The organism is Mesorhizobium sp. P160187, from assembly GCF_057766425.1.
The window spans coordinates 372,252-396,291 of sequence record NZ_JBYMDX010000003.1 but is presented as its reverse complement, the minus strand read 5'-3'; the positions used below and the strand labels follow the sequence as shown (position 1 = coordinate 396,291).

27 protein-coding genes are annotated in these 24,040 nt (G+C 61.3%); 14 read left to right on the top strand and 13 right to left on the bottom strand.

Annotated elements, in window-relative coordinates:
- Nucleotides 1-38 precede the first annotated feature (38 nt).
- The 4 genes from AC3CCE_RS05265 (at nt 39) to AC3CCE_RS05250 (ending at nt 2,947) form a co-directional block, all read left to right on the top strand.
- Nucleotides 39-1,100: an ABC transporter ATP-binding protein gene (locus tag AC3CCE_RS05265; protein ID WP_352624200.1), complete on the top strand. Its 1,062-nt coding sequence runs from the start codon at nt 39-41 to the stop codon at nt 1,098-1,100.
- 31 nt (nt 1,101-1,131) lie between these two features.
- Entirely contained in the window at nt 1,132-2,067 is a 936-nt protein-coding gene (gene kce / locus AC3CCE_RS05260; protein WP_023820709.1) for a 3,5-dioxohexanoate:acetyl-CoA acetone transferase, read from the top strand.
- Nucleotides 2,064-2,513 carry an acyl-CoA thioesterase gene (locus AC3CCE_RS05255; RefSeq protein ID WP_352624198.1) on the top strand — a complete coding sequence of 150 codons (450 nt, stop codon included), beginning with the start codon at nt 2,064-2,066 and terminating at the stop codon, nt 2,511-2,513. Before kce ends, AC3CCE_RS05255 begins: the two co-directional genes overlap by 4 nt.
- A 98-nt stretch (nt 2,514-2,611) precedes the next feature.
- Nucleotides 2,612-2,947 (top strand): oligopeptide/dipeptide ABC transporter ATP-binding protein, encoded by a 336-nt coding sequence (locus tag AC3CCE_RS05250; RefSeq protein ID WP_352624196.1) that lies wholly within the window; start codon nt 2,612-2,614, stop codon nt 2,945-2,947.
- A 277-nt stretch (nt 2,948-3,224) separates the two neighbouring features.
- Here AC3CCE_RS05250 and AC3CCE_RS05245 read toward each other — a convergent pair whose 3' ends face one another.
- The 8 genes from AC3CCE_RS05245 to AC3CCE_RS05210 all read right to left on the bottom strand — a co-directional run bounded on the left by AC3CCE_RS05245 (nt 3,225) and on the right by AC3CCE_RS05210 (nt 9,845).
- The gene (locus AC3CCE_RS05245) at nt 3,225-3,917 is read right to left on the bottom strand and encodes an amino acid ABC transporter permease (RefSeq protein ID WP_023669865.1); all 693 of its coding nucleotides are present in this window, start codon (nt 3,915-3,917) and stop codon (nt 3,225-3,227) included.
- 17 nt (nt 3,918-3,934) lie between these two features.
- On the bottom strand, nt 3,935-4,651 hold the full coding sequence (locus tag AC3CCE_RS05240; RefSeq protein WP_023669866.1) for an amino acid ABC transporter permease: 717 nt from the start codon (nt 4,649-4,651) through the stop codon (nt 3,935-3,937).
- 67 nt (nt 4,652-4,718) lie between these two features.
- Nucleotides 4,719-5,546 carry a transporter substrate-binding domain-containing protein gene (locus AC3CCE_RS05235; RefSeq protein WP_023669867.1) on the bottom strand — a complete coding sequence of 276 codons (828 nt, stop codon included), beginning with the start codon at nt 5,544-5,546 and terminating at the stop codon, nt 4,719-4,721.
- 24 nt (nt 5,547-5,570) lie between these two features.
- Nucleotides 5,571-6,311 carry an amino acid ABC transporter ATP-binding protein gene (locus AC3CCE_RS05230; RefSeq protein WP_023669868.1) on the bottom strand — a complete coding sequence of 247 codons (741 nt, stop codon included), beginning with the start codon at nt 6,309-6,311 and terminating at the stop codon, nt 5,571-5,573.
- Nucleotides 6,312-6,368: 57 nt separating this feature from the next.
- Nucleotides 6,369-6,932, bottom strand: coding sequence for a peroxidase-related enzyme (locus AC3CCE_RS05225; protein ID WP_023669869.1), 564 nt, complete (start codon nt 6,930-6,932; stop codon nt 6,369-6,371).
- Nucleotides 6,929-7,411: a CMD domain-containing protein gene (locus tag AC3CCE_RS05220; RefSeq protein WP_023669870.1), complete on the bottom strand. Its 483-nt coding sequence runs from the start codon at nt 7,409-7,411 to the stop codon at nt 6,929-6,931. Before AC3CCE_RS05220 ends, AC3CCE_RS05225 begins: the two co-directional genes overlap by 4 nt.
- Nucleotides 7,408-8,877: an NAD(P)-binding domain-containing protein gene (locus AC3CCE_RS05215; protein ID WP_023669871.1), complete on the bottom strand. Its 1,470-nt coding sequence runs from the start codon at nt 8,875-8,877 to the stop codon at nt 7,408-7,410. Before AC3CCE_RS05215 ends, AC3CCE_RS05220 begins: the two co-directional genes overlap by 4 nt.
- Nucleotides 8,874-9,845, bottom strand: coding sequence for a LysR family transcriptional regulator (locus AC3CCE_RS05210; RefSeq protein ID WP_023669872.1), 972 nt, complete (start codon nt 9,843-9,845; stop codon nt 8,874-8,876). Before AC3CCE_RS05210 ends, AC3CCE_RS05215 begins: the two co-directional genes overlap by 4 nt.
- A gap of 231 nt (nt 9,846-10,076) precedes the next feature.
- Here AC3CCE_RS05210 and AC3CCE_RS05205 point away from each other — a divergent pair, with 231 nt between their 5' ends.
- Nucleotides 10,077-11,147 (top strand): NAD/NADP octopine/nopaline dehydrogenase family protein, encoded by a 1,071-nt coding sequence (locus AC3CCE_RS05205; protein ID WP_031197587.1) that lies wholly within the window; start codon nt 10,077-10,079, stop codon nt 11,145-11,147.
- A gap of 210 nt (nt 11,148-11,357) precedes the next feature.
- Here AC3CCE_RS05205 and AC3CCE_RS05200 read toward each other — a convergent pair whose 3' ends face one another.
- From AC3CCE_RS05200 to AC3CCE_RS05190, 3 genes are read right to left on the bottom strand one after another with little or no spacing between them, the layout of a single operon-like run.
- Entirely contained in the window at nt 11,358-12,005 is a 648-nt protein-coding gene (locus AC3CCE_RS05200) for a hypothetical protein (RefSeq protein ID WP_023669873.1), read from the bottom strand.
- Between the two features lie 34 nt (nt 12,006-12,039).
- On the bottom strand, nt 12,040-12,774 hold the full coding sequence (locus tag AC3CCE_RS05195; RefSeq protein ID WP_023713974.1) for a HupE/UreJ family protein: 735 nt from the start codon (nt 12,772-12,774) through the stop codon (nt 12,040-12,042).
- 48 nt (nt 12,775-12,822) lie between these two features.
- Entirely contained in the window at nt 12,823-13,212 is a 390-nt protein-coding gene (locus AC3CCE_RS05190) for a hypothetical protein (protein WP_352624192.1), read from the bottom strand.
- Between the two features lie 104 nt (nt 13,213-13,316).
- Here AC3CCE_RS05190 and AC3CCE_RS05185 point away from each other — a divergent pair, with 104 nt between their 5' ends.
- From AC3CCE_RS05185 to AC3CCE_RS05145, 9 genes are all read left to right on the top strand, one after another.
- The gene (locus AC3CCE_RS05185; RefSeq protein ID WP_023669876.1) at nt 13,317-13,598 is read left to right on the top strand and encodes a metal-sensing transcriptional repressor; all 282 of its coding nucleotides are present in this window, start codon (nt 13,317-13,319) and stop codon (nt 13,596-13,598) included.
- 8 nt (nt 13,599-13,606) lie between these two features.
- A complete protein-coding gene (locus AC3CCE_RS05180) occupies nt 13,607-14,947 on the top strand; it encodes a cation diffusion facilitator family transporter (protein ID WP_023713973.1) in 1,341 nt (446 codons plus the stop codon).
- A gap of 64 nt (nt 14,948-15,011) precedes the next feature.
- Nucleotides 15,012-16,334: an MFS transporter gene (locus tag AC3CCE_RS05175; protein WP_023669878.1), complete on the top strand. Its 1,323-nt coding sequence runs from the start codon at nt 15,012-15,014 to the stop codon at nt 16,332-16,334.
- 9 nt (nt 16,335-16,343) lie between these two features.
- The gene (locus AC3CCE_RS05170; RefSeq protein WP_031197584.1) at nt 16,344-16,784 is read left to right on the top strand and encodes a YqaA family protein; all 441 of its coding nucleotides are present in this window, start codon (nt 16,344-16,346) and stop codon (nt 16,782-16,784) included.
- Nucleotides 16,785-16,914: 130 nt separating this feature from the next.
- Complete coding sequence (locus tag AC3CCE_RS05165; protein ID WP_352624189.1) at nt 16,915-18,477, top strand: ABC transporter substrate-binding protein; 1,563 nt, start codon at nt 16,915-16,917, stop codon at nt 18,475-18,477.
- 28 nt (nt 18,478-18,505) lie between these two features.
- Nucleotides 18,506-19,447: an ABC transporter permease gene (locus tag AC3CCE_RS05160; protein ID WP_352624188.1), complete on the top strand. Its 942-nt coding sequence runs from the start codon at nt 18,506-18,508 to the stop codon at nt 19,445-19,447.
- Nucleotides 19,448-19,451: 4 nt separating this feature from the next.
- Nucleotides 19,452-20,363: an ABC transporter permease gene (locus tag AC3CCE_RS05155; protein WP_023669882.1), complete on the top strand. Its 912-nt coding sequence runs from the start codon at nt 19,452-19,454 to the stop codon at nt 20,361-20,363.
- The gene (locus AC3CCE_RS05150; protein ID WP_023669883.1) at nt 20,360-21,370 is read left to right on the top strand and encodes an ABC transporter ATP-binding protein; all 1,011 of its coding nucleotides are present in this window, start codon (nt 20,360-20,362) and stop codon (nt 21,368-21,370) included. The genes AC3CCE_RS05155 and AC3CCE_RS05150 overlap by 4 nt, the downstream gene beginning before the upstream one ends.
- On the top strand, nt 21,363-22,346 hold the full coding sequence (locus AC3CCE_RS05145; protein WP_023686257.1) for an ABC transporter ATP-binding protein: 984 nt from the start codon (nt 21,363-21,365) through the stop codon (nt 22,344-22,346). The genes AC3CCE_RS05150 and AC3CCE_RS05145 overlap by 8 nt, the downstream gene beginning before the upstream one ends.
- Nucleotides 22,347-22,380: 34 nt before the next feature.
- On the opposite strand, the gene AC3CCE_RS05140 is transcribed toward AC3CCE_RS05145, so the two are convergent.
- The gene (locus AC3CCE_RS05140; RefSeq protein ID WP_023669885.1) at nt 22,381-22,851 is read right to left on the bottom strand and encodes a chromate resistance protein ChrB domain-containing protein; all 471 of its coding nucleotides are present in this window, start codon (nt 22,849-22,851) and stop codon (nt 22,381-22,383) included.
- On the bottom strand, nt 22,848-23,822 hold the full coding sequence (locus AC3CCE_RS05135; RefSeq protein WP_023669886.1) for a Fe-Mn family superoxide dismutase: 975 nt from the start codon (nt 23,820-23,822) through the stop codon (nt 22,848-22,850). The genes AC3CCE_RS05140 and AC3CCE_RS05135 overlap by 4 nt, the downstream gene beginning before the upstream one ends.
- Nucleotides 23,823-24,040 lie beyond the last annotated feature (218 nt).

Genomic DNA, 24,040 nt, shown 5'->3' with positions numbered 1-24,040 from the left:
GATCTCCGCGTGGGCCGGTTCACGTCGAGTTTCGCGGCGTGAGCAAGCGCTACGGGCATGCGGTCCAAGCGGTGCGCCAGCTCGACCTGGAAATCATGCGCGGCGAATTCCTGACGCTGCTAGGCCCTTCCGGGTCCGGCAAGACGACGGCGTTGATGATGCTGGCAGGATTCGAAGATACGACCGAGGGCGAAATTCTCATTGACGGTCAGCGCATCGACAACGTTCCCGCCAATCGTCGCGGCATCGGCATGGTGTTCCAGAACTACGCGCTTTTCCCGCACATGACGGTCGCCGAAAATCTGGCTTTCCCGCTCGAGGTCCGCAAACTTGGCCGCGAGGAGGTCAGGCGACGTGTCGGGAACGTTCTCGACATGGTCCAGTTGCCCGAATTCGGCAATCGGCGGCCGGCGCAGCTTTCGGGCGGGCAGCAACAACGCGTGGCGGTTGCCCGGGCCCTGATTTTCGAACCAAATCTTGTCTTGATGGACGAACCGCTTGGCGCCCTCGACAAGCAGCTGCGCGAGCAGATGCAGTTCGAGATCAAGGATATTCACGCCCGGCTGGGCGTGACCTTCGTCTACGTCACGCACGACCAGACTGAAGCGCTGACCATGTCGGACCGGATCGCAGTGTTCAGCGCCGGCCGCATCGAGCAACTGTCGACGCCGCGCGAACTGTACGAGCGTCCCGCGGCGAGCTTTGTCGCAAGTTTCATCGGCGAGAGCAACCGCATGTTGGGTGCCGTGCTGGCCGGGAGCGAGGATGGCGGCGTATCCGTCCGCCTCGACGACGGCGACGTTGTGTTGAACGCCATGTCCTGCGGTGCTGCGCTTTCTGCGGGTGTCAGGGTGACGCTGTCGATAAGGCCCGAGCGCCTGTCCGTTCTGCAGGACGGCGTCACGGCGCTCAACGAGATTCCGGCGACGGTCGTTCAATCAATCTACGTCGGCGATCATGTCCGGCTCGTCGCCGCGACCGCGAGCGGCCAGAAATTCATCGTCAAGCTTGCTACTTCGTCGTCTCAGCCGAAGCTCGATCCAGGTACGGCGATCCGGCTGGGCTGTGGTCGTGAGGATTGCCTCGCGCTCGATAGATAACAACAAAAGGCAGACAAGGGAGACTCTAACCATGAAGAAATCGCCGAAAGTCGTCATCACCTGTGCGGTCACCGGCTCGATCCACACGCCGACGATGAGCCCGTATCTGCCCATAACGCCGTCAGAGATCGTCGATGCCGCCGTCGGCGCAGCCGAAGCTGGCGCCTCGGTGATCCATCTGCATGCCCGCGACCCCGAGACGGGCAAACCGACCCCCGATCCCAAGCTCTTCATGGACTTCCTGCCGCGCATCAAGCAGCAAACCAACGCGGTGATGAACATTTCTACCGGCGGCGGCCTCAAGATGACGCTCGACGAACGTCTCGAAGCCGCTCATGCCGCCAAGCCCGAACTCTGCTCGCTCAACATGGGGTCGATGAATTTTGCCTTGCACCACATCGCGCCAAAATACACCGAATGGAAGTTCGACTGGGAAAAGCCTTATCTCGAGGACACCAAGAACGGCATCGTCTCCAACACGTTCCAGCAGATCGAGCGCATCATCGTCGAGGTCGGCCAGGCCTATGGGACGAAGTTCGAGTTCGAGTGCTATGATGTCAGTCACCTCTACACGCTGGCGCACTTTCTCGACCGCAAGCTGCTGAAGCCACCGCTTTTCGTCCAGACGATCTTCGGACTTCTAGGTGGAATCGGCTCTGACCCCGAAGACATGATGCATATGCGCAGGACGGCGGAGCGACTGTTCGGAGACGACTATCTCTGGTCGATCCTTGCAGCCGGCAAGCATCAGATGAACCTTTGCACGATGGGAGCGATCATGGGCGGCAATGTGCGGGTTGGGCTGGAAGACAGTCTCTATGTCGGCAAGGGCGCGCTTGCCAAGAGCAATGCCGAGCAGGTCGCCAAGATCAAGCGAATCCTTGGCGAACTCTCGCTTGAAATAGCGACGCCCGAAGAGGCGCGGCAGCTGCTGGATCTCAAGGGTGGCAACGAGGTCGGGTTTTGACCGCGCCCGGCATTGAAACCTATGTCGGCGTCGTGCACCCTTGGATGTGCGACGTGATGGGCCATCTCAACGTTCGTCACTACGTCGCCATGTTCGATGATGCCAGCTTTCAACTGCTGGGCAGGATTGCCGCTCCCAATCTAACGCCGACTCTCGGCTGGGCGGACGTCAGGATGGAGATCGACTATGCGCACGAAACCGCGGTTGGAACCTTGGTCACCATTCGCTCGGTTGTCGAAAAGGTTGGGAAGTCGTCTCTGACCTATCTGCATGAAATGCGCGGCACGCTGGACGATGTGCTGCATGCACGCATGCGCACCGTAACGGTGCGCTTCGATCTTCAAGCGCGGAGCAAGATCGAGATCGAAGGCAAGGCCCGACAAGCGAGCGCAAATCTCCCGAGGGGTGAAGCCGATGCGCATGCGTGGTCAGAGCGCAGATCATGAACCTGTTTCTGAAGCTGCGCGATGATTTCGGAATGTCATGTCTTCTCATTGCGCACGATCTGGCCATCGTTCGCTAGGCCGCACAGCGCGTCTACGTGATGTATCTCGGCCGCGTCATGGAAGAAGGTGAGAGCGGCGCGCTCTATAGCCAGCCCGCACATCCGTATACACAGGCGCTGCTCAGCGCGGTCCCGTCGACAAATCCAGTTGAGGAGCGCGAACGTCAGCGGATCATTCTAAAGGGAGATGTGCCAAGCCCTGTGAATCCGCCGACCGGATGCCGTTTTCGTACGCGCTGCCCTGCCGTGCAAAGTGTTTGTGAGACATCGCCTCCGGTCAACAGCTTGTCGGAATCGAATCTCGCAAGTTGTCATTTCGCTGGTCGGATCAAAGCGGGTATCCTGCAGGAATACGACGTGAGACAAGTCGGATAAACCGGCGTGGGAGACGGAGAGGCCCAGGTTCTCCAATATTGATGCGTACTCGCGGCGCCGAATACGGCTTGGGGATCTCCATGCCAGTAGCCGGAGACCGGATTCCTCTGGTCGGCACAGTCGCAACGTTGCGTCGGCGCGATCGGTGCTTCAGTCGGCATTCAGCGGTACATGCATCGGCTACTTGGGTTTCTCCTCAAGCTTTTCATCCCCGAAAGAATTGCCTCCCAGGTGCGGCTCGATATCCGAAGCTTGACGATTCTATCCCACATTCGCCTCACGTCCGCACCCTCAACGCCTGCTCCAGCCTGTCGGCAATCTGTGTGACGATATAGGCAATCACCATGTAGATCACGACGGCAATCACGAAGGCTTCGAGGTAGTAGTAGTTCAGGGCGGCGGTCAGCTGGGACTGGGCGAAGATATCGACGACCTCGATGGCGAATCCGAGAGAAAGCGCCTTCATGATGACCATCATCGAAGTCGTCAGGTCGGGAATTGCCGTGAGGGCCACCTGGGGAAACAGGATACGTCGAAACAGTTGGCCGCCCGTATAGCCGAGCGAATGGGCCGCGTCCGACTGACCGGTGTCGAATGCATTCAGGGCTCCCTTGATAATCTCGGATTGGAACGCGGCGACACAGCCGGTAATCGCAACGACAAGAATGACCCAATTGGGGGTTTCGTGAGCGTTGAAGTTGATCCCGAGCAACGAGAACAGGAACTGGAATGCGGGCGGCAGACCGAAATAGGCGAGGAAAATCACGATGACCATTGGAACGCCCTTGAAGACGATCTTGTAAGTCATGATGAGCTCTCGCAGAACCGGCACCCGTCTGTATTCGATCAGCGCGAATATGCTGCCGACTATCGTCGACAGGACGAAAATCAAGAGTGCCATTCCAACGGTCACGGGTACGGCACTCAGAATTTCCTGCGTGTCCTGGAGCAAAATATCGGTATCAAACATGGTTGAATACCCTTACGTCAGACGCTCGCGAGGAGCTCGTTCTTGATCTGAGTTGTTGTCGTTGCCTCTGGCGCTTGCATCGGTGATCGAAGCTCGAAGAAGCGCACGATGAGCCATGCGACCAGGCACATCAGCGAATAGATGACCGCCAGGACGAGGTAGGTTTCGAACTGGAACTGGTTGTAGTCGCGCTCCATGATCAAATGCGCAGTCGCCATGACGTCGGCGGCGCCGATGTACATGACCAGCGCAACGTTATGGATCAGGTAGATGACGGAGTTCCCGTAGCCCGGTAGTGCGAAGTGCACCCCTTGCGGGCCGACGACGCGAGTAATTTTCTGCCGGAACGTATATCCAAGGCTATCGGCCGCATCGTGCTGGCCGCGATCGACGGCAAGATATGCAGGCCGCATGACTTCCGACAGATATCCTCCATGGTAGAGGCTCAACCCCACCATGGCAGCCATCGTCGGCGAAATAAAATCTTTGGCGCCGAACAGGATCACCAACAGCGGAAGCCCATAAAACGCGACGAACAGCTGCAGGACGACAGGAACGCTCCGGGCATAGGACACGTAGAGGTCCACCAGGTGACTGATCAGTGGCACCCTGCGAACACGGAGTGTTGTCGCGATGAGAGCCAGACAGAACCCGGAAATGAGGGCCGTAAACGTGATGGCGAGCGTCAGCGGCAGTGCCGTTAGCAACTCGGGAATCATAGCAGATACATCCACTTTGAAACGCTCCTTCTTGCAATTCAGCCTTGCCGCTGACTAGCGAATATGGCCCTCAACGGCCGTGCTATTTCATGTACTGGACGATGCCCTCGCCGAACCACTTCTGCGAGAGCTTCTCGATCGTGCCGTCGTCTTTCAATTCCTTGAGAACCTTGTTCACATCGTCAGCCAGAACCTTGTTCTCGTCTGATCTGTGGATCAGCATGTAGGTGTTGTTGCTGAACACTGGTTCGGACGCCACGATATCGAGTTTCTTTTGCTCGATGACGGTCTGCTCACCGAGATTGGACGGCAAGACGAGAGCGTCGAACTTGCCGTTCTGAACTTCGTCCAGCCGGTTCGGGTAGGGAATGCCTGCACTCGATGCCGTGACATCGAGCTTGTATTGCGGGTTTTCTTTCTGCCAGTTCATGATGAACTTGTAGGTTCCACCGCCGGCCGTGGTCGGAACGATCCTCTTGCCGACCAGGTCTTTCATTTCCTTGATGCCGCTGTCTTTCTTGCTGTAGATCTTCATCAGGCTGGCGCCCATGGGATTTTCCGGAATGAAGAACTGCTTGGAGCGCTCGGGCGACTTGTAGTAGCCACCCACCGCGATGTCGTACTTGCCCGTGGCGAGGCCAGTTTCCTGCGCGATGTCAGAGACACCTTCCATCTCGAACTTGTATTGCGGCAGCTTTGCGTTGATCGCCCTCAGGAGATCGGGCTCATAGCCTTGCGGCTCGACGCCGATCGCGCCCCATGCCAGCGGCTTGGATTCGGCAGACGTCGCGATCTTGATTGTCCGAACGGTCTGACCATAACTGACTCCTGCGGTTGCAAGGGCTATTGCGATGCCGCCGACGACAGCCAGGGCATGACGACGGGAAAAGCGGGATGTGATTACAGACATTTCTTAGGTTCCCTTGTTGTTGGATTATTGAAAAGCGAGTTCTGACTGCAGGAATTGAGCAAGTCGTGGGCTGGAAGGCGCGTCGAAGATATCAGCCGGGCTGCCATCGGCGGCGACCACGCCACGGTCCATGAAGACGATCCGGTTGGAGATGTTCCTTGCGAATTGCATCTCGTGGGTCACAAGCAGCGAAGTGATCCCTGACGAGGTGACGTCCTTGATCACCTTCAGGACTTCACCGACGAGTTCTGGATCCAGCGATGACGTAGGCTCATCGAAGAGTATCACGTCGGGACGAACTGCCAGGGCGCGCGCAATGCCGGTGCGCTGGAGCTGGCCGCCCGACAGTTGGGAGGGATAGCTGTCTCGCTTCGGGGTGAGGCCGACCCGCTCGAGCTCCCGCAAGGCGATCTCCCGCGCCTCGTCCGCGGACTTGCGCTGCACGACGACCAGTGGATCCATCACGTTCTGCAGGACCGTCATGTTCTTGAAGACGTTGAATTGTTGAAAGACCATCGCCGTTCGCAACCGGATCGCCTGGACAGCGACCTTGTCGGCACGCTGGTAATCCATCCGGATCTGATCGAACGCGATGGTTCCTGACGACGGCTTGGCCAGGTAGTTGATGCATTTCAGCAACGTGGTCTTGCCGGTGCCGCTGGGGCCGATGATCGAAACCACGTCACCCCGCTTTACCGAGAGATTGACGCCGTTCAGAACCTGCGTGCTTCCGTAAGACAGCTTTACATCTTTGAGTTCAAGCATTGCTGGTTGTCCCTTCGGAAAGTGTGAGACGGACTGCTTCGACCGCATGCGACATCATCACCCGCTCTCCGCATGGCCGAGAACGTGCATCAGCCGGTTTGCCCAGCCGAAGATCGATATGGCGTGGATCAGGTCGATAATCTCGCGGTCGTCCATGCCGACTGATCGAAGCGCGGCGATATCGTCTGCCGTCGCTTCCGACGGGGCCGCCGACAGGCGGCGGGCAAAACTGTAGATTGCCGCATCGCGTGGGCCGAGCGCTTCAGGTTTATCGAGATAGAGCGCGGTGACCACTTCGTCGTTCTTGGTCAGCTCTGCATGCCTGCGGGCGTGAACAACGGCGCAGAATTTGCAGCCATTGACGATGGACGCACCTAATGCACCAAGCTCGCGGTCAGGGCGGGCAAGCCCGCCTTCGACATACATGATGGCGTTGAACAAGATGGTGCGGGCAAGGTAGCTCTCAGGGTCATGCGCAAGGGTGCGCACATATTCCGAAACTTTCTTGGCTGATGGCGTGACCTTCATCGCTTCAAGCTGTTCCGGCGTGGCCTCGGATAGCTCGACTGGCGCTATGTACGGATGCCAATTCAATGGCTTCAGGCGCACCGCGGAAATCATGCCGTCCTCAACAATCGCAGGCCGGTTGCCACCCGCGTCTGGAAATTGACGAAGGCGATGAGCTCGGAAAGGGCGACGATCTGAGGATTGTTCAATCCAGCTTGGGCGAGCAGGGCGATGTGGCCCGCTTCCGCCTTTTTCGGTGTCAGCGTAATCAGGTCCACATGACGTGCGATGGTCGCCAATGGCTCTTCCAAATCCGTTTCCCCCTGGGCTAAGGCCAGAAGCTGCTCAGTCGGATCGAGCTGAGCCAGCTGCACATCAAATTCGGCCATCAGGACCGGATCGGCATTCAGAGCGGCCATGCGACGGGCCAGAGCAACCCGCAAATTAGGCGCAAGCCCTTGGTCATTTGCTGGCTGCAGGACGGAGAGGCGACATTCCTCGGCCCCCAGCACGAATTCAGGCCGAAACCGACGCGCGCTGAAAAGCGCATCGTGCGGTGATAGACCGGCGGCCTTGTCCATTGCGTCGATCACAGCGCGGCCTCCTTCTCCAACAAGGGTGTTGAATCGACCCATTCGTCGCCCAGAAGTTCGGGCGTGTCGTAAGCGATCAGGTTGGCGAAGTGGGTTTCGACATCTTCGGCAAACAGCGATGCGGCAATGCCGCGGACCAAACGGTCGGCACCCGCGCTGACGGCTGGGATATCACCGGAGACCTTGCCGTGCGTCAGCATGGCGGCGTCGTTGAAGCAGTGGATATGCGACAGCATCGGGCAGGAGCCGGGGACGCGCTCACGAAACTCGAAGGCGGGACCTAGGTCCGGTGCGTCGGACATGCCTGCACGCGCCGGCCCCATGTCCGGTGTATATCGGCCATCCGACCAGGTGCGGATATGTGGCGCGATGGCTGCAAATTCCGGGCGGCCGTTGAAGTCGTTTGAAAAGCCGGTTGCCGCGATCAGGAAGTCGTAGCGCATCAGCCCCTGGGTGGTTTCGATAAGCAGGCCTCCCGCATCTTCCGTGACCGCGACGATGCCGCAGTCGAGAAAGAACCGGGCATTGGGGTGGCGAGAAACGCGAAGCGTCGATGAACGCGGCGGCGGCGTCTGGGTTGAGGCGGTGTAGTCGAAGAACTTCCACTTCCAGGCATCGGGCAACTGATGCATGCCGAGTACAACACCCGGACTGCCGATTCCGGTCAGCTTGTTGATGCGCGGCATTTCCTTGCGCCGGATCAACATGTCCACAGATCCGGCGCCCGCCTCGAGTGCGGTTGCGGCATTGTCCATGGACGAGGCACCGGCGCCGATGACCGCCACACGCTTACCTTGCAGCGCGTCGAAATCGATCTCGTCCGCAGAATGGGCCCAATAAGCGCGATCGATGCCCCTGAGGAAATCGGGCACGGCAAAACCGCCCAGACCAGAGCGGCCGGTGGCCAGAACGAGATGACGGGTGAGAACCCGGCCGGATTCCGCGCCTTCGATATCGATCGCAATCAGATCACCAACCGGTGCGACGCCGGTCATGCGCACGCCGTTGCGCACAGGCAGAGCAAGAACCTTGCGGTACCAGACCAGGTAATCCATCCACTGGCCCTTGGGGATTTTGTCCAGCGACCGCCAGGCGTCGACGCCCCATTGCGCCGTGAACCAGGCGCGGAACGTCAATTGCGGCAAGCCGAGCGACGGACCGTGCAGGGTCTTCGGCGACCGGAGTGTTTGCATGCGGGCAAACGTTATCCACGGTCCTTCGAGCCCAGCCGGCGCCGCATCATAGGCGACGACATTGGTGATCCCTGCCAGCACCAGCTTTGCCGTGGCAGCAAGTCCGCACATGCCAGCGCCAATGACCACGACATCACGGACCGGGGCGCCCTCATGCATGCGTGTGGGGACCCAGGGCTTGGCGGGCAGCTCGACAAAGTCGAGATCCTGCGCAAGCTGGGCTTCCAACGCGGCAAGGCCCGTCGATGCTGCCGGGGTGGGAGTATGCTTCATATTCCAGTTCCGTTATTTGTGCCCGACGCGGGATCGTTCACCAATTGGCTGGCCAAAGCTGGATCGAGCTTCTTGAAACCGACGATCGACCGTTCAGCCACCGCTTCGACCGCATCCATCAGCGCCTGCGCGACTGGGCGAAGGGGACGTTTTGAGGCAGCCACAACGCCCCAATAAAAGAGAACGGTTACATCGATCGGGCGAATGACGACCCCAGGCAGGGCGACGCCATAGGCCGTGAGGGGATCGATGACGGCCGCGACACCAGTATGGCGCACGATCTGCAACGCGCCGTAGGCAGTATTGGTCCGGATCACCGGGCCGGTGTCGATGCCCCGGGCAGCGAGTGCCTTGGCGACATGCAACTGAAACCGCAGCGGATTGAGCAACGTAGCCACGCGACGACCCGCAAAAGCCGAAAGCGGTATGACATCAAGTTCAGCCAGCGCATCGTCCTCCCGCACGGCAGCAACATCAGGCGCCGAATAGAGCCGTAGGACATCCAGACCGGGCGTATCGAGCGGCAGGCTTGAAAACCCGATCTCGGCACGTCCGCTGCGCACTTCCTGGGCGACGATCGAGGGAAGAAACTGCCCGAGATGCGTCTCGTGCGGAAGCTCGACACCCTTGAGCTCGGCCAGGGCCGCCGGGATCAAGCCGGTGCCGATCGCGGAGGTTGTGACAATCTGCAGGATCCGCCCACGGCCGGCGGCGATCATCTTGGCCCGCGCTGCAAGTTCGGTGAAAGACATCAACAATCGCCGCGCTTCCTCCTCGAATGCGACACCCTCTTCAGACAGCTGCACCCGTCGACCGATCCGATGCAGCAATTCGAAGCCAAGTTCGGCCTCGAGCTCCTGAATGGTGCGTGTCACCGAAGGTTGGGAACGCCCGAGCATGTCAGCCGCCTTGGTGATGCTGCCGCTGGCAGCAACCGCAAGGAAGGTCTGAAGGTCCCGGGTTTCCATGTTCTCCCTACATGCGTAATTCGTATGATTGACATCGTCTCATTCATTTTTGATATATGTCAAGCGGAAACTAATAGTCGTTGCGGCGTTTGCCGGCTCAGAGCCGGAGTCCTGATCGAAACGGCTGATGGCAACCGACGTGACTTCAATTCGGATCCTCCCGATGAAAAAACTTGTAGGCGGGGACGGCAAGGATTCTCGAACCATAAAGCCGGCGACAGGAGGAATGTTATGCGCGTGAGTATTCTGGGCGCTGGAGCAATTGCCTATGGCCTTGCGGCCTATTTGGCACAATCGGGACATACGCCAACACTTTGGTCACCGTCGGGAGACCGCACCAGAACGTTGGCGACTGGCGAATTATTGAAGGCGACGGGGGATATCGAGGCGACGGTGCCGGTGCGTATTGCCAATGATTGTAAAGATGCCATCGATCACGCGGATGTGGTGGTGATCGCGCTTCCCGCTTACGGCCACAAGATGGTGATGGATGCCGCGGTCCCTCACCTGGCAGATGGTATTCCTGTCATCGTCAGTTCGCACAGTTCGTTCGGCGCGCTGTATCTCTCCAAGCGGTTAGCCGAGCGCAAGGTCAGGTTGCCGATCGTCGTTTGGGGCACAACGCTCTTGACCGGCCGCCAGCTCGGACCAACAGAAGTCCAGGTCACTTCCATTCGCCAGAAGCTTGATGTTGCGACGCTGCCTTTCGATGCGCTCGATCAAGGGTACAAGCTTTGCACGGCCTTGTTCGGCGATCGTTTCGTCAAGCGCGATGGTCTGCTGGCAATTGCGCTCAGCAACCTCAATCCGCAGAACCATCTGGGAATTGCCCTTCTCAATCTCACACGAATGGAGAGGGCCGAGCGATGGAGCCAGGGGGGAAATGTCACTCCTGCCGTTGGTCGCTTCATCGAGGCTCTGGATGCCGAACGATTGGCCATAGCTGGCAATTTCGGTATCGCGGTTCGTACCGTCCAGGAACATTTTTCATTGTCGTTCCACGTCCCCATGAGCACCGTTTCGGAAATGAACCTGGAGATGGATCGCCAAGGTCGTGGCGGCTTTGGCCCGACGACTATCGAGAGCCGCTATATTCTCGAGGACGTTCCGTTCGGCCTGTTACCAACCGCAGTCCTGGGGAAGATCAGCGGAAATCCGGCGGTTCTCCATGAATCCGGAATTTCCATATTGTCGGCGGCTTATGGCCGGGATCTCAAGGGAGATAATGATATTCTTCCTGGGCTCGGCATCGAGAACATGACAAAGACGGATCTTGAAGCCCTTTGCCGCAAGGGGTTTTGAGCGCGCTCGCGGCCAATGCGGCGTGATTACGCTTTGAGGAAGCTAGCGCGACGCTCCTGTTACATCATTGCGAGCTGATTCTAACCAACGACATCCGAAGGGGACCAACACAGGTTGGATATTATCAAACTGTGTTGGTCCGAGTTGGCTATTTCACCTGCTTGATCTCCCCCGGCGCCAAACGGCGCCGGATAAGACGTGCCGTATCGATCACATCATGCGTTTGATGTCGGTGTACGCGCCATTCGTCTTCAGCGTCACGGTGACGTCGGCACCGGTGCGGTTGCGCCAGAACCAACCGTGATTGCCGTCAAAGGCTGCCTCAAGTACGCCCTCGTCCTCTGCAGCACCGCGTCCCTTCTCGTATGAGATGTTTTCGCCGCCGCCGTCACCATGGGTGTCGAAGTTCACCGCCGCGCCATTGGCTGTCCAAGAGTAGTTTGCCTTTGCGCCCTTGGCCATGACGAGCTTGATCTCAGCTCCTTCGCCGGGCTTGAGGGTGACCGACATTTCGTCCGTCCGCAGTTCCTGGGCAGAGGCGGAACCAATCACCAGTTCAGCGAAGACGCGCTCCAGAAGACTCGACTGCTGATCTTGGCCTGGCACTGCGGTCGGCGTGCCGTTTTGCAATTCGCGAAGGCGGTCTTGCTCGGCCTCTTCGGCGAGTTGTGTCTTGATCTCGCCCATCTCGGTGAGCTCGAGCGCTCGCCCAACGCCGGTGGGATCGATGGCGTATTCGGCCGGCAGCACGATGGTCACAAGGATAGCCGCTGCCGCGACAATGGCGATGAGGGTAGATCGGAGGAGCTGCATGGATGTCGGCAGTTCAGCGCGGGTCGGGATGTCTGTGTTGTACATGGGAGAATTCCTTTTTTGATCTTTACTTGGAGGTTCAGGAGACGACCCAGCCGGTGAGCTGATAGCCGATCAGCACAAACCCGGCGGTCATCATGATGGTGTTGGCGGTGTATGCGTGGCGCCAGAAACTGTCGGTCCGGCGCCAGTAGCCCATGACGATAAGGATAGCAGCGAGCGCCAGAAGCTGACCGACCTCAACGCCGACGTTGAAGGCAAGTAGGTTGGGCACGAGCCCGTCGGGCGAGATGTTGTATTCGATGATCTTCGTCGACAGGCCGAAGCCGTGGAAAAAGCCGAAGATCAGCGTCGCGATCTTGGTGTTCGGCTGGAAGCCGAGCCACCTCTGGAAGGCACCCATATTGTCGAGCGCCTTGTAGACGACCGACAGGCCGATGATCGCGTCGATGATGTAGCTGTTGATGCCAACGTTGAAATAGACGCCAAGCAGCATGGTCGTGGAATGGCCGAGCGCGAACAGGCTCACATAGATGCCAATGTGCTTCATCCGGTAGAGGAAGAAGATCACGCCGAACAGGAACAGGACGTGGTCGTATCCCGTCACCATGTGCTTGGCGCCGAGATAGATGAAGGGCAGCAGATTGATGCCCGTGATCTCCTGGATATAGCCCTTGTCGCCTTCGGCAACGGCATGGGCGAGGGCAGTCCACCCAAGCAATGGGAGGGTCAGGAGAGCAATGAGCACAGGAAGGGCAAACCGCCAGCGCGCGCAAGGCGTGCGTGGCGGACCCTTGTAGAAGGATCCTTGCATGAGAATTCCAATCGTCGTCGTTGAGGATGGCCGCGCGTGCGGCCGCGATCATGCGATGACGATCTGCCTGGGAGGGCGCTCAAGCCGGAAACGGATTTCTAGGTCGGCAAACGAAGGCGGGTAAACCAGCCAGCTCCGGCCTATCGGCGGTGCTGGCTGCGCGAAGCCCGGAAGCGTGCTCGCCGTTTCATGGGTGTGGTCGGCCGGATTGTGGCCGTGGGTATGACCAAAGCTCTGCTCATCGGCTTCGCCATCGTCATGGCTGTGGCCGTGTTTTCCGATCTGTGCTGCCAGCTCTGCGTGACGCGCTGCCTCGGCGGCAGCGAGCGCAATCGGGCTATGCGAGGCCGAACTACCCACTGGGGAGAGCAGCACGCCGAGAGTCATCGCGAACGCGACGATGAGACGAAAGGCTGTGCTAGGGATCCAATTCGGCATGCTTAACGATTATTCTCTAAAATCCTAACGAATGGTGGCATGCACCAGAATCGAGGCCACTTTGAGGCTTGGAATATCCTCTCGGGGGGGATAGCATCAAGGGCATGAATGAGCGTCCCCACGTCCACGAAACCCATCCTGCCATCATCAAGCGGCTGAAGCGCGCCGACGGCCATCTGCGCGGGATCGTCGAGATGATCGAGGCCGGGCGACCGTGCCTCGACATCGCCCAGCAACTTCATGCCGTGGAGAAGGCCATCGCCCAGGCCAAGAAGACGCTGATCCAGGACCACCTCAACCACTGCCTTGAAGACGTCGTCGGACCGCTGGCGCTCGAGCAGCGCCGCTCGATCGACGAGTTCAAGGATATCACCAAGTACCTGTGAGAAGCGCCATGATGGACAAAGTTCGCGATTGGTTCGGGTTCGGCCCGATGACGCAAGGCATGGGCGGCCACGGACATGATCACGGCGAGGGCGGCCATGGCCACACGCATGGCGTCATCGACCCGACGATCGCCACGACGACGCGCGGCATCTGGGCGATTAAATGGTCATTCGTCGTTCTGGCCATCACGGCGGCGCTGCAGTTGGTGGTTGTGTTCCTCTCCGGCAGCGTGGCGCTGCTGGCCGACACGATCCACAATGTCGGCGACGCGGTCACCGCCATCCCATTGTGGGTCGCCTTCATGCTGGCCCGTCGCAAACCGAGCAAGACGTTCACCTACGGGCTGGGTCGCGTCGAAGATCTGGCCGGCATTCTGATTGTCCTCATCATCTTGTTCAGCGCCATCGTTGCCGGCTACGAGGCGATCGACCGGTTGATCAATCCGCAGCCGATCGCATTTCTTGGCTGGGTCGCCATAGCCGGCATTATAGGTTTCTTAGGCAACGAGGCCGTTGCAGTGTTCCGTATCCGGGTCGGCCGCGAGATCAACAGCGCGGCGCTGATCGCCGACGGCTACCATGCGCGCACCGACGGCTTTACCAGTCTGGCGGTTGTGCTGGGTGCTATCGGCGTATGGCTGGGGTTTCCGCTGGCCGATCCGATCATCGGGCTCTTGATCACGGTGGCCATCTTCGCGATCGTCTGGCAGTCTTCGAAGGCAGTCCTCACGCGCATGCTCGACGGTGTCGAGCCCGGCATCGTCGATGAAATCCATCATGCCGCCGAGCATGTGTCCGGTATCGAACGTGTCCAAAGCGTGCAGGCGCGCTGGATCGGCCATCGCCTGCATGCCGACGTCGCCATCAGTGTCGCCGACGCGGCGACGGCCAAGGACGTGATGGGCGTCACCGAAGCCCTCAAGGAGGAACTGTTCGCCCACTTGCCGGCGTTGGCTGAAGCGAATGTTCGTCTGGAGAGTTCGGCCGGGTCTGCCGCGACGGGCACGGAACCCTCTCACTCACATGGTCATCATGCGCCGGAGCCCTTCAAGGTCGACTGCGATCTGGCTGCCGGGACATTGGAAATCGTCGACACGCCGGCTGGCGAGCGGATGCGGCTGACCATCGACCGGCATGCCGACGATCTGATGGCAACGGTGATCATCGATAGGCCTGGCGGGCCGGAGACGCTTCGCCTCGAACCCATCGCCGACAACCATCATCGCCTTGAGAGCACCGTGGCTCCTGCTGAGCCGCATGAGTTCCAGGCGAGGCTGGTCTTGGCCGCGAAGGGTCGCGAGCAGGTGCTGCCGTTCAAAATGGTCGAGCCGGAAGGCCACCATCACTGAGATCAGGCCCGCCATTCAATCGCCACGGATCAACGACCCATCGCTCCTCCAAGAAGACAGACATATGCTGCAAGTCCTTGCCAATCGCACTTATCGCCATCTTTTCCTGGCCCAGGTCATCGCCCTGATTGGCACTGGCCTTGCCACCGTGGCGCTCGGGCTGCTGGCCTATGACCTTGCCGGCGCCGATGCCGGCGCGGTGCTCGGCACGGCGCTTGCCATCAAGATGATCGCCTATGTCGGCGTGGCGCCCGTTGCCGCCGCGTTCGCCGAGCGCCTACCACGCCGTACCATGCTGGTTTCGCTCGACCTCATCAGGGCAGGGGTTGCCGTATTCCTGCCCTTCGTCACCGAAGTCTGGCAGATATATCTTCTCATCTTCATCCTGCAGTCGGCGTCAGCCGGCTTCACCCCGACCTTCCAGGCTTCGATCCCTGACGTGCTGCCCGAAGAGAAGGACTACACACGGGCCTTGTCGCTCTCGCGACTGGCCTACGACCTGGAAAGCGTCGTCAGCCCCCTCCTCGCGGCGGCGCTGCTTTCGGTCATAAGCTTCCATAGCCTGTTCGCCGGCACGGTTGTCGGGTTCCTGGCGTCAGCGGCGCTGGTCGTCTCCGTGGTGCTGCCCAGCCCGCAGCCCTCCGAGCCGCGCGGCATCTATGAACGCACGACGGGCGGGATCCGCATCTATCTGACGACGCCGCGTTTGCGCGGTTTGCTGGCCCTTAATCTTGCCGTCGCGGCGGCCAGCGCCATGGTGATCGTCAACACGGTGGTCCTGGTGCAGGCAAAATTCGACCTCTCCCAGAGCGACACGGCATTTGCCCTTGCCGCCTTCGGTGGCGGCTCGATGATCGCGGCGCTGGTCCTGCCGCGGCTGCTGGACGGCATCCCGGATCGGGTTGCGATGTTGTCAGGCGCCGGCCTGCTGGTTGCCGGCGTGTTCGCAGGGCCGTTTGCCATCAGCTATCAGCTGCTCTTGCCGCTCTGGTTCGTGCTCGGGCTCGGCTATTCGCTGGCGCAGACCCCGTCTGGGCGGCTGATCAAGCGCTCGGCCGATCCCGTCGACCGGCCGGCATTGTTTGCCGCGCAATTCGCGCTTTCGCACGCCTGCTGGCTCATCACCTATCCGATCGCCGGACTCGTCGGCGCGGCGATGGGCCTGCCCTTCACCTTTATCCTGCTTGGCGTCATTGGCGCCGCGGCACTCTTTGCCGCGATGTGGTTGTGGCCGCGTCACGATCCCGACGTTCTCAGCCACGCCCATGACGATCTGTCTGACGGGCATTCGCACCTCGAGGACGCCGTCTGGACCGAAGCAGGCTTCGAGCATGCGCATGGTTATGTCGTTAACGATAGGCACCCAAAATGGCCGAAAGCGAGCTGAGCGGCCCCAATGCTGGGAGATGTTGGTGCCTTCGGCGCGCTGTTCCTCACCGCGTTCGCCGCAGCGACAATTCTGCCGCTGCAGTCAGAGGCGGTGCTGGCCGGCCTGCTGCTGACCGGAAGCCAGTCACCGGCGGCGCTGATCCTGGTCGCGACGATCGGCAACGTGCTTGGTTCGGTTGTCAACTGGCTGCTCGGCCGCTGCATCGACCGCTTTCGCGACCGCAAATGGTTTCCGGTCAAGCCCACTGCGCTCGATCGCGCCGCGGCGCGCTACCGCCGTTGCGGACGATGGAGCCTGTTGCTGAGCTGGGTTCCCGTCATCGGCGATCCGCTGACGATGATGGCCGGTGTTCTGCGCGAGCCGCTCTGGAGCTTCGTTGCGATCGTCACGATGGCGAAAGCCGGCCGCTATCTCGCGCTCTCGGCGGCGGCGCTGAACTGGCTGTAGGCCGCAACCGCGACCAAGTGGGTCGCTGGGGTAAAACTCTCAAACGGTTTTCCGACTTTATGTCTTATGTCTATACAAATTAGCAAGCGTGCACATGATCGTTGCCAATCAAACAAAAAGGGGAACTAACATGATGACTCTCGACCGCCGCAATTTCCTGGCCTCCACAGCCGGCCTGGCCTTCATTGCCGCGTTTCCACGCGCCGCGTACTCGGAGGGGCATGAAACGTTGAAGGTCGCCATTGCCGCCGAAACCGGCGATCTCGACCTGCTGCAAAACGTCTCCACGCTGAGTTCCTACACGGTCGTGTTCGACGCCCTCATACACTATGGCCAGGACGGCGCGCTCGAGCCCGGGCTCGCCACCAAGTGGGCTGTCGCCGGCGACCAGCTTTCGATCGCCTTCGACCTGCGCGAAGGTGTTGCCTTCAGTGACGGCACGCCCTTCGATTCGACCGCCGCCGAATGGAATCTCAAACGCTGGCTGGGCGTCGCGGATTTCTCATGGATCGGTGTGTCCGACGCATTCGACAGCATCGTCACCGATGGACCCAGCAAGTTGACGATCAAGCTAAAGCGTCCGGTGCCCGCCGCCTTGCTGGAGCTCACCATAGTGCGTCCGGTGCGCTTCCTGTCGCCGAAGGCGGTCGACGCCGGCGGCAAGCAGACCGCTCCGGTCGGCACCGGACCGTGGATCGTCGAAAGCTACGATTCCTCCGGCACCGTGCTGATGCGCAACGACAAATACTGGGGCGAGAAGCCACTGTTTGCTCGCATGGAACTGAAGGTGGTTCCCGACGAACTCGCCCGCGCCAACGCGCTGCGTTCCGGCGACCTCGACGTGATCGGCGGCGACTGGGTGGCGACGCTGTCGCCGCGCCGCGCCCGCGCGCTTGAAAAGGACGGCATGAAAGTGGTGGCCGAGGCCGGCACCGCAACCATGCTGCTCGGTTATTCGCCGAAGGCCAAGATGATGGCCGACAAGGCCGTGCGCGAGGCCATCTATGTCTCGGTCGACCGCGCCGCGATCGCCAAGGTGTTGTTCGAAGGCTACGCAGATCCGGCGGCGGATCTCTTTCCGGCCAACGTGCCTTCCTCGGGCAAGCGGCATAACGTGCCGGTACGCGACGTCGCCGCGGCCAGGAAAATCCTTGCCGATGGCGGTTGGAGCGAAAGCGGAGGCGCCTGGAGCAAGGAGGGCGCGCCGCTGGCGATCGATTTCCTCGTATCGGAGGAATCGCTGCCGGGTTCGCGCCGCATCGCCGAGATGATCCAGGGTCAGCTGTCCGAGGTCGGCTTCCAGGTTCAGGTCTCGTCAGTCGACAACGCCACCATGCACGACCGTCGCCCGGCGTTCGAATATGATCTTGCCTTCTTCACCACCTATGGCGCGCCCTATGATCCGCACGGCACGCTCGGCAACGCGTTCGTATCCACCGCCGACAGCGGGCCGGACGGCAAGATCTATGTTTCCCCGGAGCTTGATGGCGTGGTCAAGGCCGCGCTCGAAGCGAGCGGCGACGAACGCGAAGCCAAGATGCAGGCGCTCTACGACTGGCTGCACGACAACCGGGCGATCTGCCCGCTCGTTGTCAGCCAGCGGCTGTGGGCGCACAATCCTCGCGTCGAGAACTTCGCGCTTCCCGCGACGGACTACGACCTGCCGTTCAAGGCGATCACGCTGAAGGCCTGAACGCCTCGAATCTCCTGGGGGAGTTCCGATGAGACGCACGATTCTGCGAAGGATGTTGCTTGCCTGTCTGCTTGTCGTGGCGGCATCGGCATTGACCTTTACCCTGGTTGCCGCGGCGCCGGGCAACGTCGCCGCGCTCATGGCCGAGCGTGCGGCAGGCCCGGGCGCGGATGCCGAAATGATCAAGAAGATCGGCGAGGACCTCGGGCTCTATGATCCGCTGCCGGTCCGCTACGGCCGATGGCTTTTCAGCGCTATCACCGGCGATCTCGGCGTCTCGCTGCGCACCGGCAAGCCGATCGCGCAGGAATTCGCCGCCAGAATCCCGATGACGGCGGCGCTGCTTGCGGGCGGCGGCATTCTCGCCTTTTTCCTGTCGCTGGCGCTCGGCGTTGCCGGTGCGGTCAGCAATGGTGGCGCGTTGGACCGGTTCCTCCACGCCTTCTCGCTGGTCGGCGCCTCGACGCCGAACTTCTTCGTGGCGGCGCTGCTGGTCATCGTCTTTTCGGTGATGCTGGGCTGGCTGCCCACCTTCGGCGTCAGCGGCTTCACCTCGTGGCTCTTGCCGTGGGTGACAATCGCCCTGTTTCCGGCATCGGTGCTGAGCCGCGTCGTCCGCGTCAACCTCCAGGAGGCCATGTCGCGACCCTTCGCCACGACGGGCTTCGCGAAGGGCTACACGAGGACACAGGTGCTGATGCGCGAGGCTCTGCCCAACATCGCCACCCCGTTCCTGACCACCTTCGGCGCCCAGTTCACGCTGATGATCATCGGTTCGATCGTGGTTGAAACGGTGTTTGCGCTGCGCGGCGTCGGCGCCTTCTTTATCGATGCAATCCGCTTCCGCGACTTCGTCGGCATGCAGTCGGTTCTGTTGCTGTTCGTGGTGTTCTTCGTTGTCGTCAACCTGATGGTTGACGTGATCTGCATGTTTGTCGACCCGCGCATGCGTAGGGCGAGAGGAGCTTGATCCGATGAACACTTCCTTGTTCAGGAGCATGAAGGACTGGCCCTGGCTGGTGCTGCTGCCAGTCGTCTTCTTTGTCGCGGTCGGTGTGCTCGGTCCCTCGATCATGCCTTACGATCCCGGCGCGCAAGACTACGACGTCACGCTTGCGGGACCGAGCTGGGCTCACTGGCTGGGCACCGACTATCTCGGCCGCGATATTCTGAGCCGCATCATCGGCGGCGCCCGCATATCGCTGGTGGCGATGGTGATCGTGCTGGTGGCCGCACTTGCCATCGGCGTCAGCATCGGTTCGTTCGCCGGTTATGTCGGCGGGCGCGTCGAGCTGGTGTTGATCAGCCTCATCGACATCGCGCTGGCGCTGCCAAGCTTGGTGATCGCGCTGGCGCTGATCGGCATTCTCGGCACCGGCTACTGGTCGATGATCACGGCGCTGACGCTGGCGTGGTGGGCGAACTATGCCCGCATGAGCCGCGCCGTGGTCACCGCCGAATTGCAACAGCCCTATATCGAAGCGGCAAGGGTGATGGGCGCCAGCCATCTGTGGATCTTTGTGCGCCATATCCTGCCGCATGTCCTGGCCCTCGTCGTGGTCTATGCCAGCGCCGATGCTGGCGCCCTTGTCCTGGCCATCGCGACGCTGAGCTTCCTCGGCCTGGGCGTCGCGCCGCCGGCGCCGGAATGGGGCCAGATGCTGGTCGACGGCATGAGCTACATTGAGGAATACCCGAGGCTGGTCGTCCTTCCGGGCCTTGCGCTCACTTTGGTGGTGGTCAGCTTCAATCTGCTGGGCGAGACCTTCGCGTTGCAAAAGGTGCCGAGGCCGGTGCGCGGCGGTTTGCTGCGCAAGCGTCGCAAGGCGCGCGCCGTTGAGGAAGCGGAGCGGAACGCCGTCGAAACGGGAACAGCCGCGCCATGAGCGACGAGCCGATCTACTCCATAGAAAACATGGTCATTGATCTCTACGCCACGACCGTTTCCGTGCGCGCGGTCGATGGGGTGTCGTTCAACGTCCGTCCCGGCGAGACAGTCGCCGTCGTCGGCGAGAGCGGTTCGGGCAAGACCGTCATGACGCTTGGGCCGCTCGGCCTGCTGCCCGAGGGCGTCACCGTCGACATCAAGGGATCGGCCCGAGCCGAAGCGAGCGAACTGGTCGGAATGGAGTCCAGGCGCTTGTCTGACCTTCGCGGCCGCTATTTCGGCGTCATTTTCCAGGACCCGATGAGCGCGCTGAACCCGATGCTGAAGATCGGACCGCAACTGGCGCGCCAGGCGCGCCGCTTTGCCAATCTCTCGCATGCGGATGCCCGCAAGGAAGCGGTCTCGCTGCTCGCCCGCACCGGCATCCCTGACCCGGAAGACCGCTACGATCGCTATCCGCATGAAATGTCTGGCGGCATGCTGCAGCGCGCCATGATCGCACTGGCCCTGGCAAGCCGGCCGCGCGTGCTGATCGCCGACGAGCCGACCACTGCGCTGGACGCCACGGTGCAGGCGCAGATCCTGGAGCTCATCCGCCAGATCCAGCGCGAGGAAGGCATCGCGGTCGTGCTGATCACGCACGACATCGGCGTCGTCGCCTCGGTCGCGGACCGGGTCATGGTGCTCTATGCCGGGCAGGTGGCGGAGGAGGGGACCGCGATGGATGTGCTGACGCGGCCGACGCATCCCTATACACGCGGGCTGCTTGCCTCTGTACCGGATTTCCGCGCCGACGAACGCGCCGCGACCAAGGAAATACCAGGTTTGCCGCCGAACCAGATCAGGCTGGAGCCGGGCTGCCGTTTCGCTGCCCGCTGCGAACTGGTTGAGCCCGAATGCCGCGTGCATCGGCCGCCGCTCCAGACGATCTCGACGGGCGGGACGCCGCACAAGGTGGGATGCCCGGTGGTGCTGAGGCGGGAAGGGATAGCAATCCATGGCTGACATTGCGGCGATTGAGGTCAAGGGCCTGAAGGTCCATTTCGCCAACCGCTCCGGAACAGGCGCCGTGCGGGCGGTCGACGGCATCGACCTGACCATTCCGCGTGGTGCCTTCCATGGCATCGTTGGCGAATCCGGTTGTGGCAAGACCACGCTGGCTCGCAGCGTCGTCGGCCTGCAGAAGGAGACTGAGGGTACGGTGCTGATCTCGGGGCGGGATCGCGCCCAGTGGCTGAAGTCGGACCGCAAATCGTTCAGCCGCGAGGTCCAGTTCGTCTTCCAGGATCCGCTGGGCTCGATGAGCCGTCGCCAGACCGTCTACCAGACGCTGGAAGAGCCGCTGCAGATCCATCGCCTCGGATCTCCGGCCGAGCGCCGGCGCCGTATCGGCGAGCTGCTGGATCTGGTGGCGCTGCCAGCGACCGTGCTCGACCGCCTGCCGCGTTCGCTTTCCGGCGGCCAGCGCCAGCGCGTTTCGATCGCTCGCGCGCTTGCGCTGAAGCCATCGATCCTGGTTTGCGACGAACCGCTCAGCGCGCTTGACGTTTCGATCCGGGCGCAGATCGTCAACCTGTTCACATCATTGCAGAAACAGCTTGGCCTTACCATCGTCATCGTTGCGCATGACCTGGCGATCGTGCGCGAGGTCTGCTCAAACGTGACGGTGATGTATCTTGGCCGCATCGCGGAAGCCGGCGTGACGCGGCCGCTGTTTCGCGAGCCGGCCCATCCCTACAGCCAGGCACTGCTTTCGGCGGTTCCTTCGCCGGATCCTCGTATCGAGGCCGGCCGTCGCCGAATCATCCTCGCGGGCGACCCTCCAAGCCCCAGCGCGCCGCCACCGGGATGCCGCTTCAACACCCGCTGTCCTGTGGCGATCGATGTCTGCCGGACCGAGGAGCCGATGTTGCGCTCGGTGCCGCATGGCGGGGTCGCGGCCTGCCACCTGGCCGACGGCGAGCGGCGGCCGGTGATTTGAGTGCCGACTTGATCTGCCCTCGTTGCCCGCTACTTCAGGCCGCCGCCGGCTTCGTGACGGGTGGCCAGCTATGGGTCTCCGCCTTGCGTCGTGAGGCCCAGGCATAAAGCGCATCGTAAATGACGAAGCCGTGCTTCAGGATCTCGTGGTCGTCGGGCGTCACGTCCCGCAGCCCCATGGAGATCGCGAGCAGTCCTGCAGACTGTGGCGTGAGATCGTGCCGATCCGTGTCGGCGCCGCGCACGATCGCGGCAATGGTCACGATCGCCGGGTCGCGATCGAGGCCGAATTTCGAGACGAAGGTGTCGAAGCTGCAACCGTCGCCGACATGGGTGAATTCGACGCCGGGCACGTCGTAGGGTGTCGCGCCCGCTTCCTGGGCAACACGGATCACCTGATCAGGTGCCGCGAACAGGAAATCAGGTTCCTTGTCGATGAAGCGTGCAATCAGCCAGGGGCAGGCGATGCGGTCGATGACCGGGCGTTCACGGGTAACCCATTTCATGACGCAATCCTTTCTTCGCTCATCACCAGAGGGACGGTTGGCGCGCCGATGGCGTGCCAGGCGGCGATGCCGCCTGAGAGCGCCGTTGCATCGACGCCGCGGCGACGCAGTTCGGCGACTGCGTCGCCGCTGACCTGGAAGCCGTAGACGCAATAGACGATGACAGGCCTGTCCCTCGGCAGTTCATCGGCCCAATCGGCAATGGTCTCGGGAGCGCGGAGCTTGGCGCCCGGCAGCATATCGCTGCGTTTTGCCAGATCGTCGGCCAGGCAGACGTCGAGCACGACCAGATCTTCGCCCTGGTCGAGTCGGGCCCGCAGTTCCTCTGGCGCAACAGTTGGAACCTTATTGTCCGATGCAGGTCCTGTTGAAGGATCGCGCTGCGCGACAGCCCGCCGGTGGCGGGCGGCAACCCGCTCCCAATGGATGTTCTTCATGAACGCGTCGACATAGGCGCCAGCCTTGGCGCCAAAATCGAGGTGGTAGGCATGTTCGTACATGTCGAGCGCGAGGATCGGCATGCCGCCGGCGAGACAATTGGTGTGATCCGCCGCCCATTGAATCGTCAGCCGATCGCGGCGCTCCGACCAGGTCAGCAGCGTCCATCCCGAGCCTCCGGCCTGCGCCTTAGCACAAGCCATGAACTTGGCGCGCCATGCCGCCACGCTGCCGAAGTCGCGCTCCAGTGCTGCGGCAAGATCGCCTCCGGCATCGCCGGAACCACCGAGCCCATCGAAATAGATCTCGTGCAGGATCGCCGAATTTGCCGCGACCAGCTCTTCGCGCTTCAACCCGTTGATGTCGAAGACGGGTGCTGCGCCCCAGTCGAGTTCATCGAGCCGCTGTTCGATAGCGTTGAGGCGGCGAACCGCACCGCCGTAATTGTTTTCATAATGGCTGGCCAGCAGGCGTTCGGACAGTCCGACGAGCCTGGGCGGCTTGAACGGCAGCGGCATGATCTGGTGCGGCATTGGATTTCCTCGCTCGGCGGCACGGCCATCCGTGAGCAGGCGCACGTTATGCCCAAACGAGAAATGATACAAGTGTTGCATCTTGCTCGGGCGTTTGATACCGGTCACTTATGGGCGAGAGGGGATCGATCCCAGCTGCGCCGGGTATTCCACCAAGGACGAGGAGCGAACCATCTGCGGCTGAACCGCAGTCCTCAGGGGCGGCACGCCTTGGGTGG

Excerpts from the sequence above, each read along its gene's own strand:
- kce (WP_023820709.1), top strand. The coding sequence starts at position 1,132 with ATGAAGAAATCGCCGAAAGTCGTCATCACCTGTGCGGTCACCGGCTCG.
- AC3CCE_RS05250 (WP_352624196.1), top strand. The coding sequence starts at position 2,612 with ATGTATCTCGGCCGCGTCATGGAAGAAGGTGAGAGCGGCGCGCTCTAT.
- AC3CCE_RS05245 (WP_023669865.1), bottom strand. The coding sequence starts at position 3,917 with ATGTTTGATACCGATATTTTGCTCCAGGACACGCAGGAAATTCTGAGT.
- AC3CCE_RS05235 (WP_023669867.1), bottom strand. The coding sequence starts at position 5,546 with ATGTCTGTAATCACATCCCGCTTTTCCCGTCGTCATGCCCTGGCTGTC.
- AC3CCE_RS05230 (WP_023669868.1), bottom strand. The coding sequence starts at position 6,311 with ATGCTTGAACTCAAAGATGTAAAGCTGTCTTACGGAAGCACGCAGGTT.
- AC3CCE_RS05225 (WP_023669869.1), bottom strand. The coding sequence starts at position 6,932 with ATGATTTCCGCGGTGCGCCTGAAGCCATTGAATTGGCATCCGTACATA.
- AC3CCE_RS05215 (WP_023669871.1), bottom strand. The coding sequence starts at position 8,877 with ATGAAGCATACTCCCACCCCGGCAGCATCGACGGGCCTTGCCGCGTTG.
- AC3CCE_RS05210 (WP_023669872.1), bottom strand. The coding sequence starts at position 9,845 with ATGGAAACCCGGGACCTTCAGACCTTCCTTGCGGTTGCTGCCAGCGGC.
- AC3CCE_RS05205 (WP_031197587.1), top strand. The coding sequence starts at position 10,077 with ATGCGCGTGAGTATTCTGGGCGCTGGAGCAATTGCCTATGGCCTTGCG.
- AC3CCE_RS05200 (WP_023669873.1), bottom strand. The coding sequence starts at position 12,005 with ATGTACAACACAGACATCCCGACCCGCGCTGAACTGCCGACATCCATG.
- AC3CCE_RS05195 (WP_023713974.1), bottom strand. The coding sequence starts at position 12,774 with ATGCAAGGATCCTTCTACAAGGGTCCGCCACGCACGCCTTGCGCGCGC.
- AC3CCE_RS05190 (WP_352624192.1), bottom strand. The coding sequence starts at position 13,212 with ATGCCGAATTGGATCCCTAGCACAGCCTTTCGTCTCATCGTCGCGTTC.
- AC3CCE_RS05185 (WP_023669876.1), top strand. The coding sequence starts at position 13,317 with ATGAATGAGCGTCCCCACGTCCACGAAACCCATCCTGCCATCATCAAG.
- AC3CCE_RS05180 (WP_023713973.1), top strand. The coding sequence starts at position 13,607 with ATGATGGACAAAGTTCGCGATTGGTTCGGGTTCGGCCCGATGACGCAA.
- AC3CCE_RS05175 (WP_023669878.1), top strand. The coding sequence starts at position 15,012 with ATGCTGCAAGTCCTTGCCAATCGCACTTATCGCCATCTTTTCCTGGCC.
- AC3CCE_RS05170 (WP_031197584.1), top strand. The coding sequence starts at position 16,344 with ATGCTGGGAGATGTTGGTGCCTTCGGCGCGCTGTTCCTCACCGCGTTC.
- AC3CCE_RS05165 (WP_352624189.1), top strand. The coding sequence starts at position 16,915 with ATGATGACTCTCGACCGCCGCAATTTCCTGGCCTCCACAGCCGGCCTG.
- AC3CCE_RS05160 (WP_352624188.1), top strand. The coding sequence starts at position 18,506 with ATGAGACGCACGATTCTGCGAAGGATGTTGCTTGCCTGTCTGCTTGTC.
- AC3CCE_RS05155 (WP_023669882.1), top strand. The coding sequence starts at position 19,452 with ATGAACACTTCCTTGTTCAGGAGCATGAAGGACTGGCCCTGGCTGGTG.
- AC3CCE_RS05150 (WP_023669883.1), top strand. The coding sequence starts at position 20,360 with ATGAGCGACGAGCCGATCTACTCCATAGAAAACATGGTCATTGATCTC.
- AC3CCE_RS05145 (WP_023686257.1), top strand. The coding sequence starts at position 21,363 with ATGGCTGACATTGCGGCGATTGAGGTCAAGGGCCTGAAGGTCCATTTC.
- AC3CCE_RS05140 (WP_023669885.1), bottom strand. The coding sequence starts at position 22,851 with ATGAAATGGGTTACCCGTGAACGCCCGGTCATCGACCGCATCGCCTGC.
- AC3CCE_RS05135 (WP_023669886.1), bottom strand. The coding sequence starts at position 23,822 with ATGCCGCACCAGATCATGCCGCTGCCGTTCAAGCCGCCCAGGCTCGTC.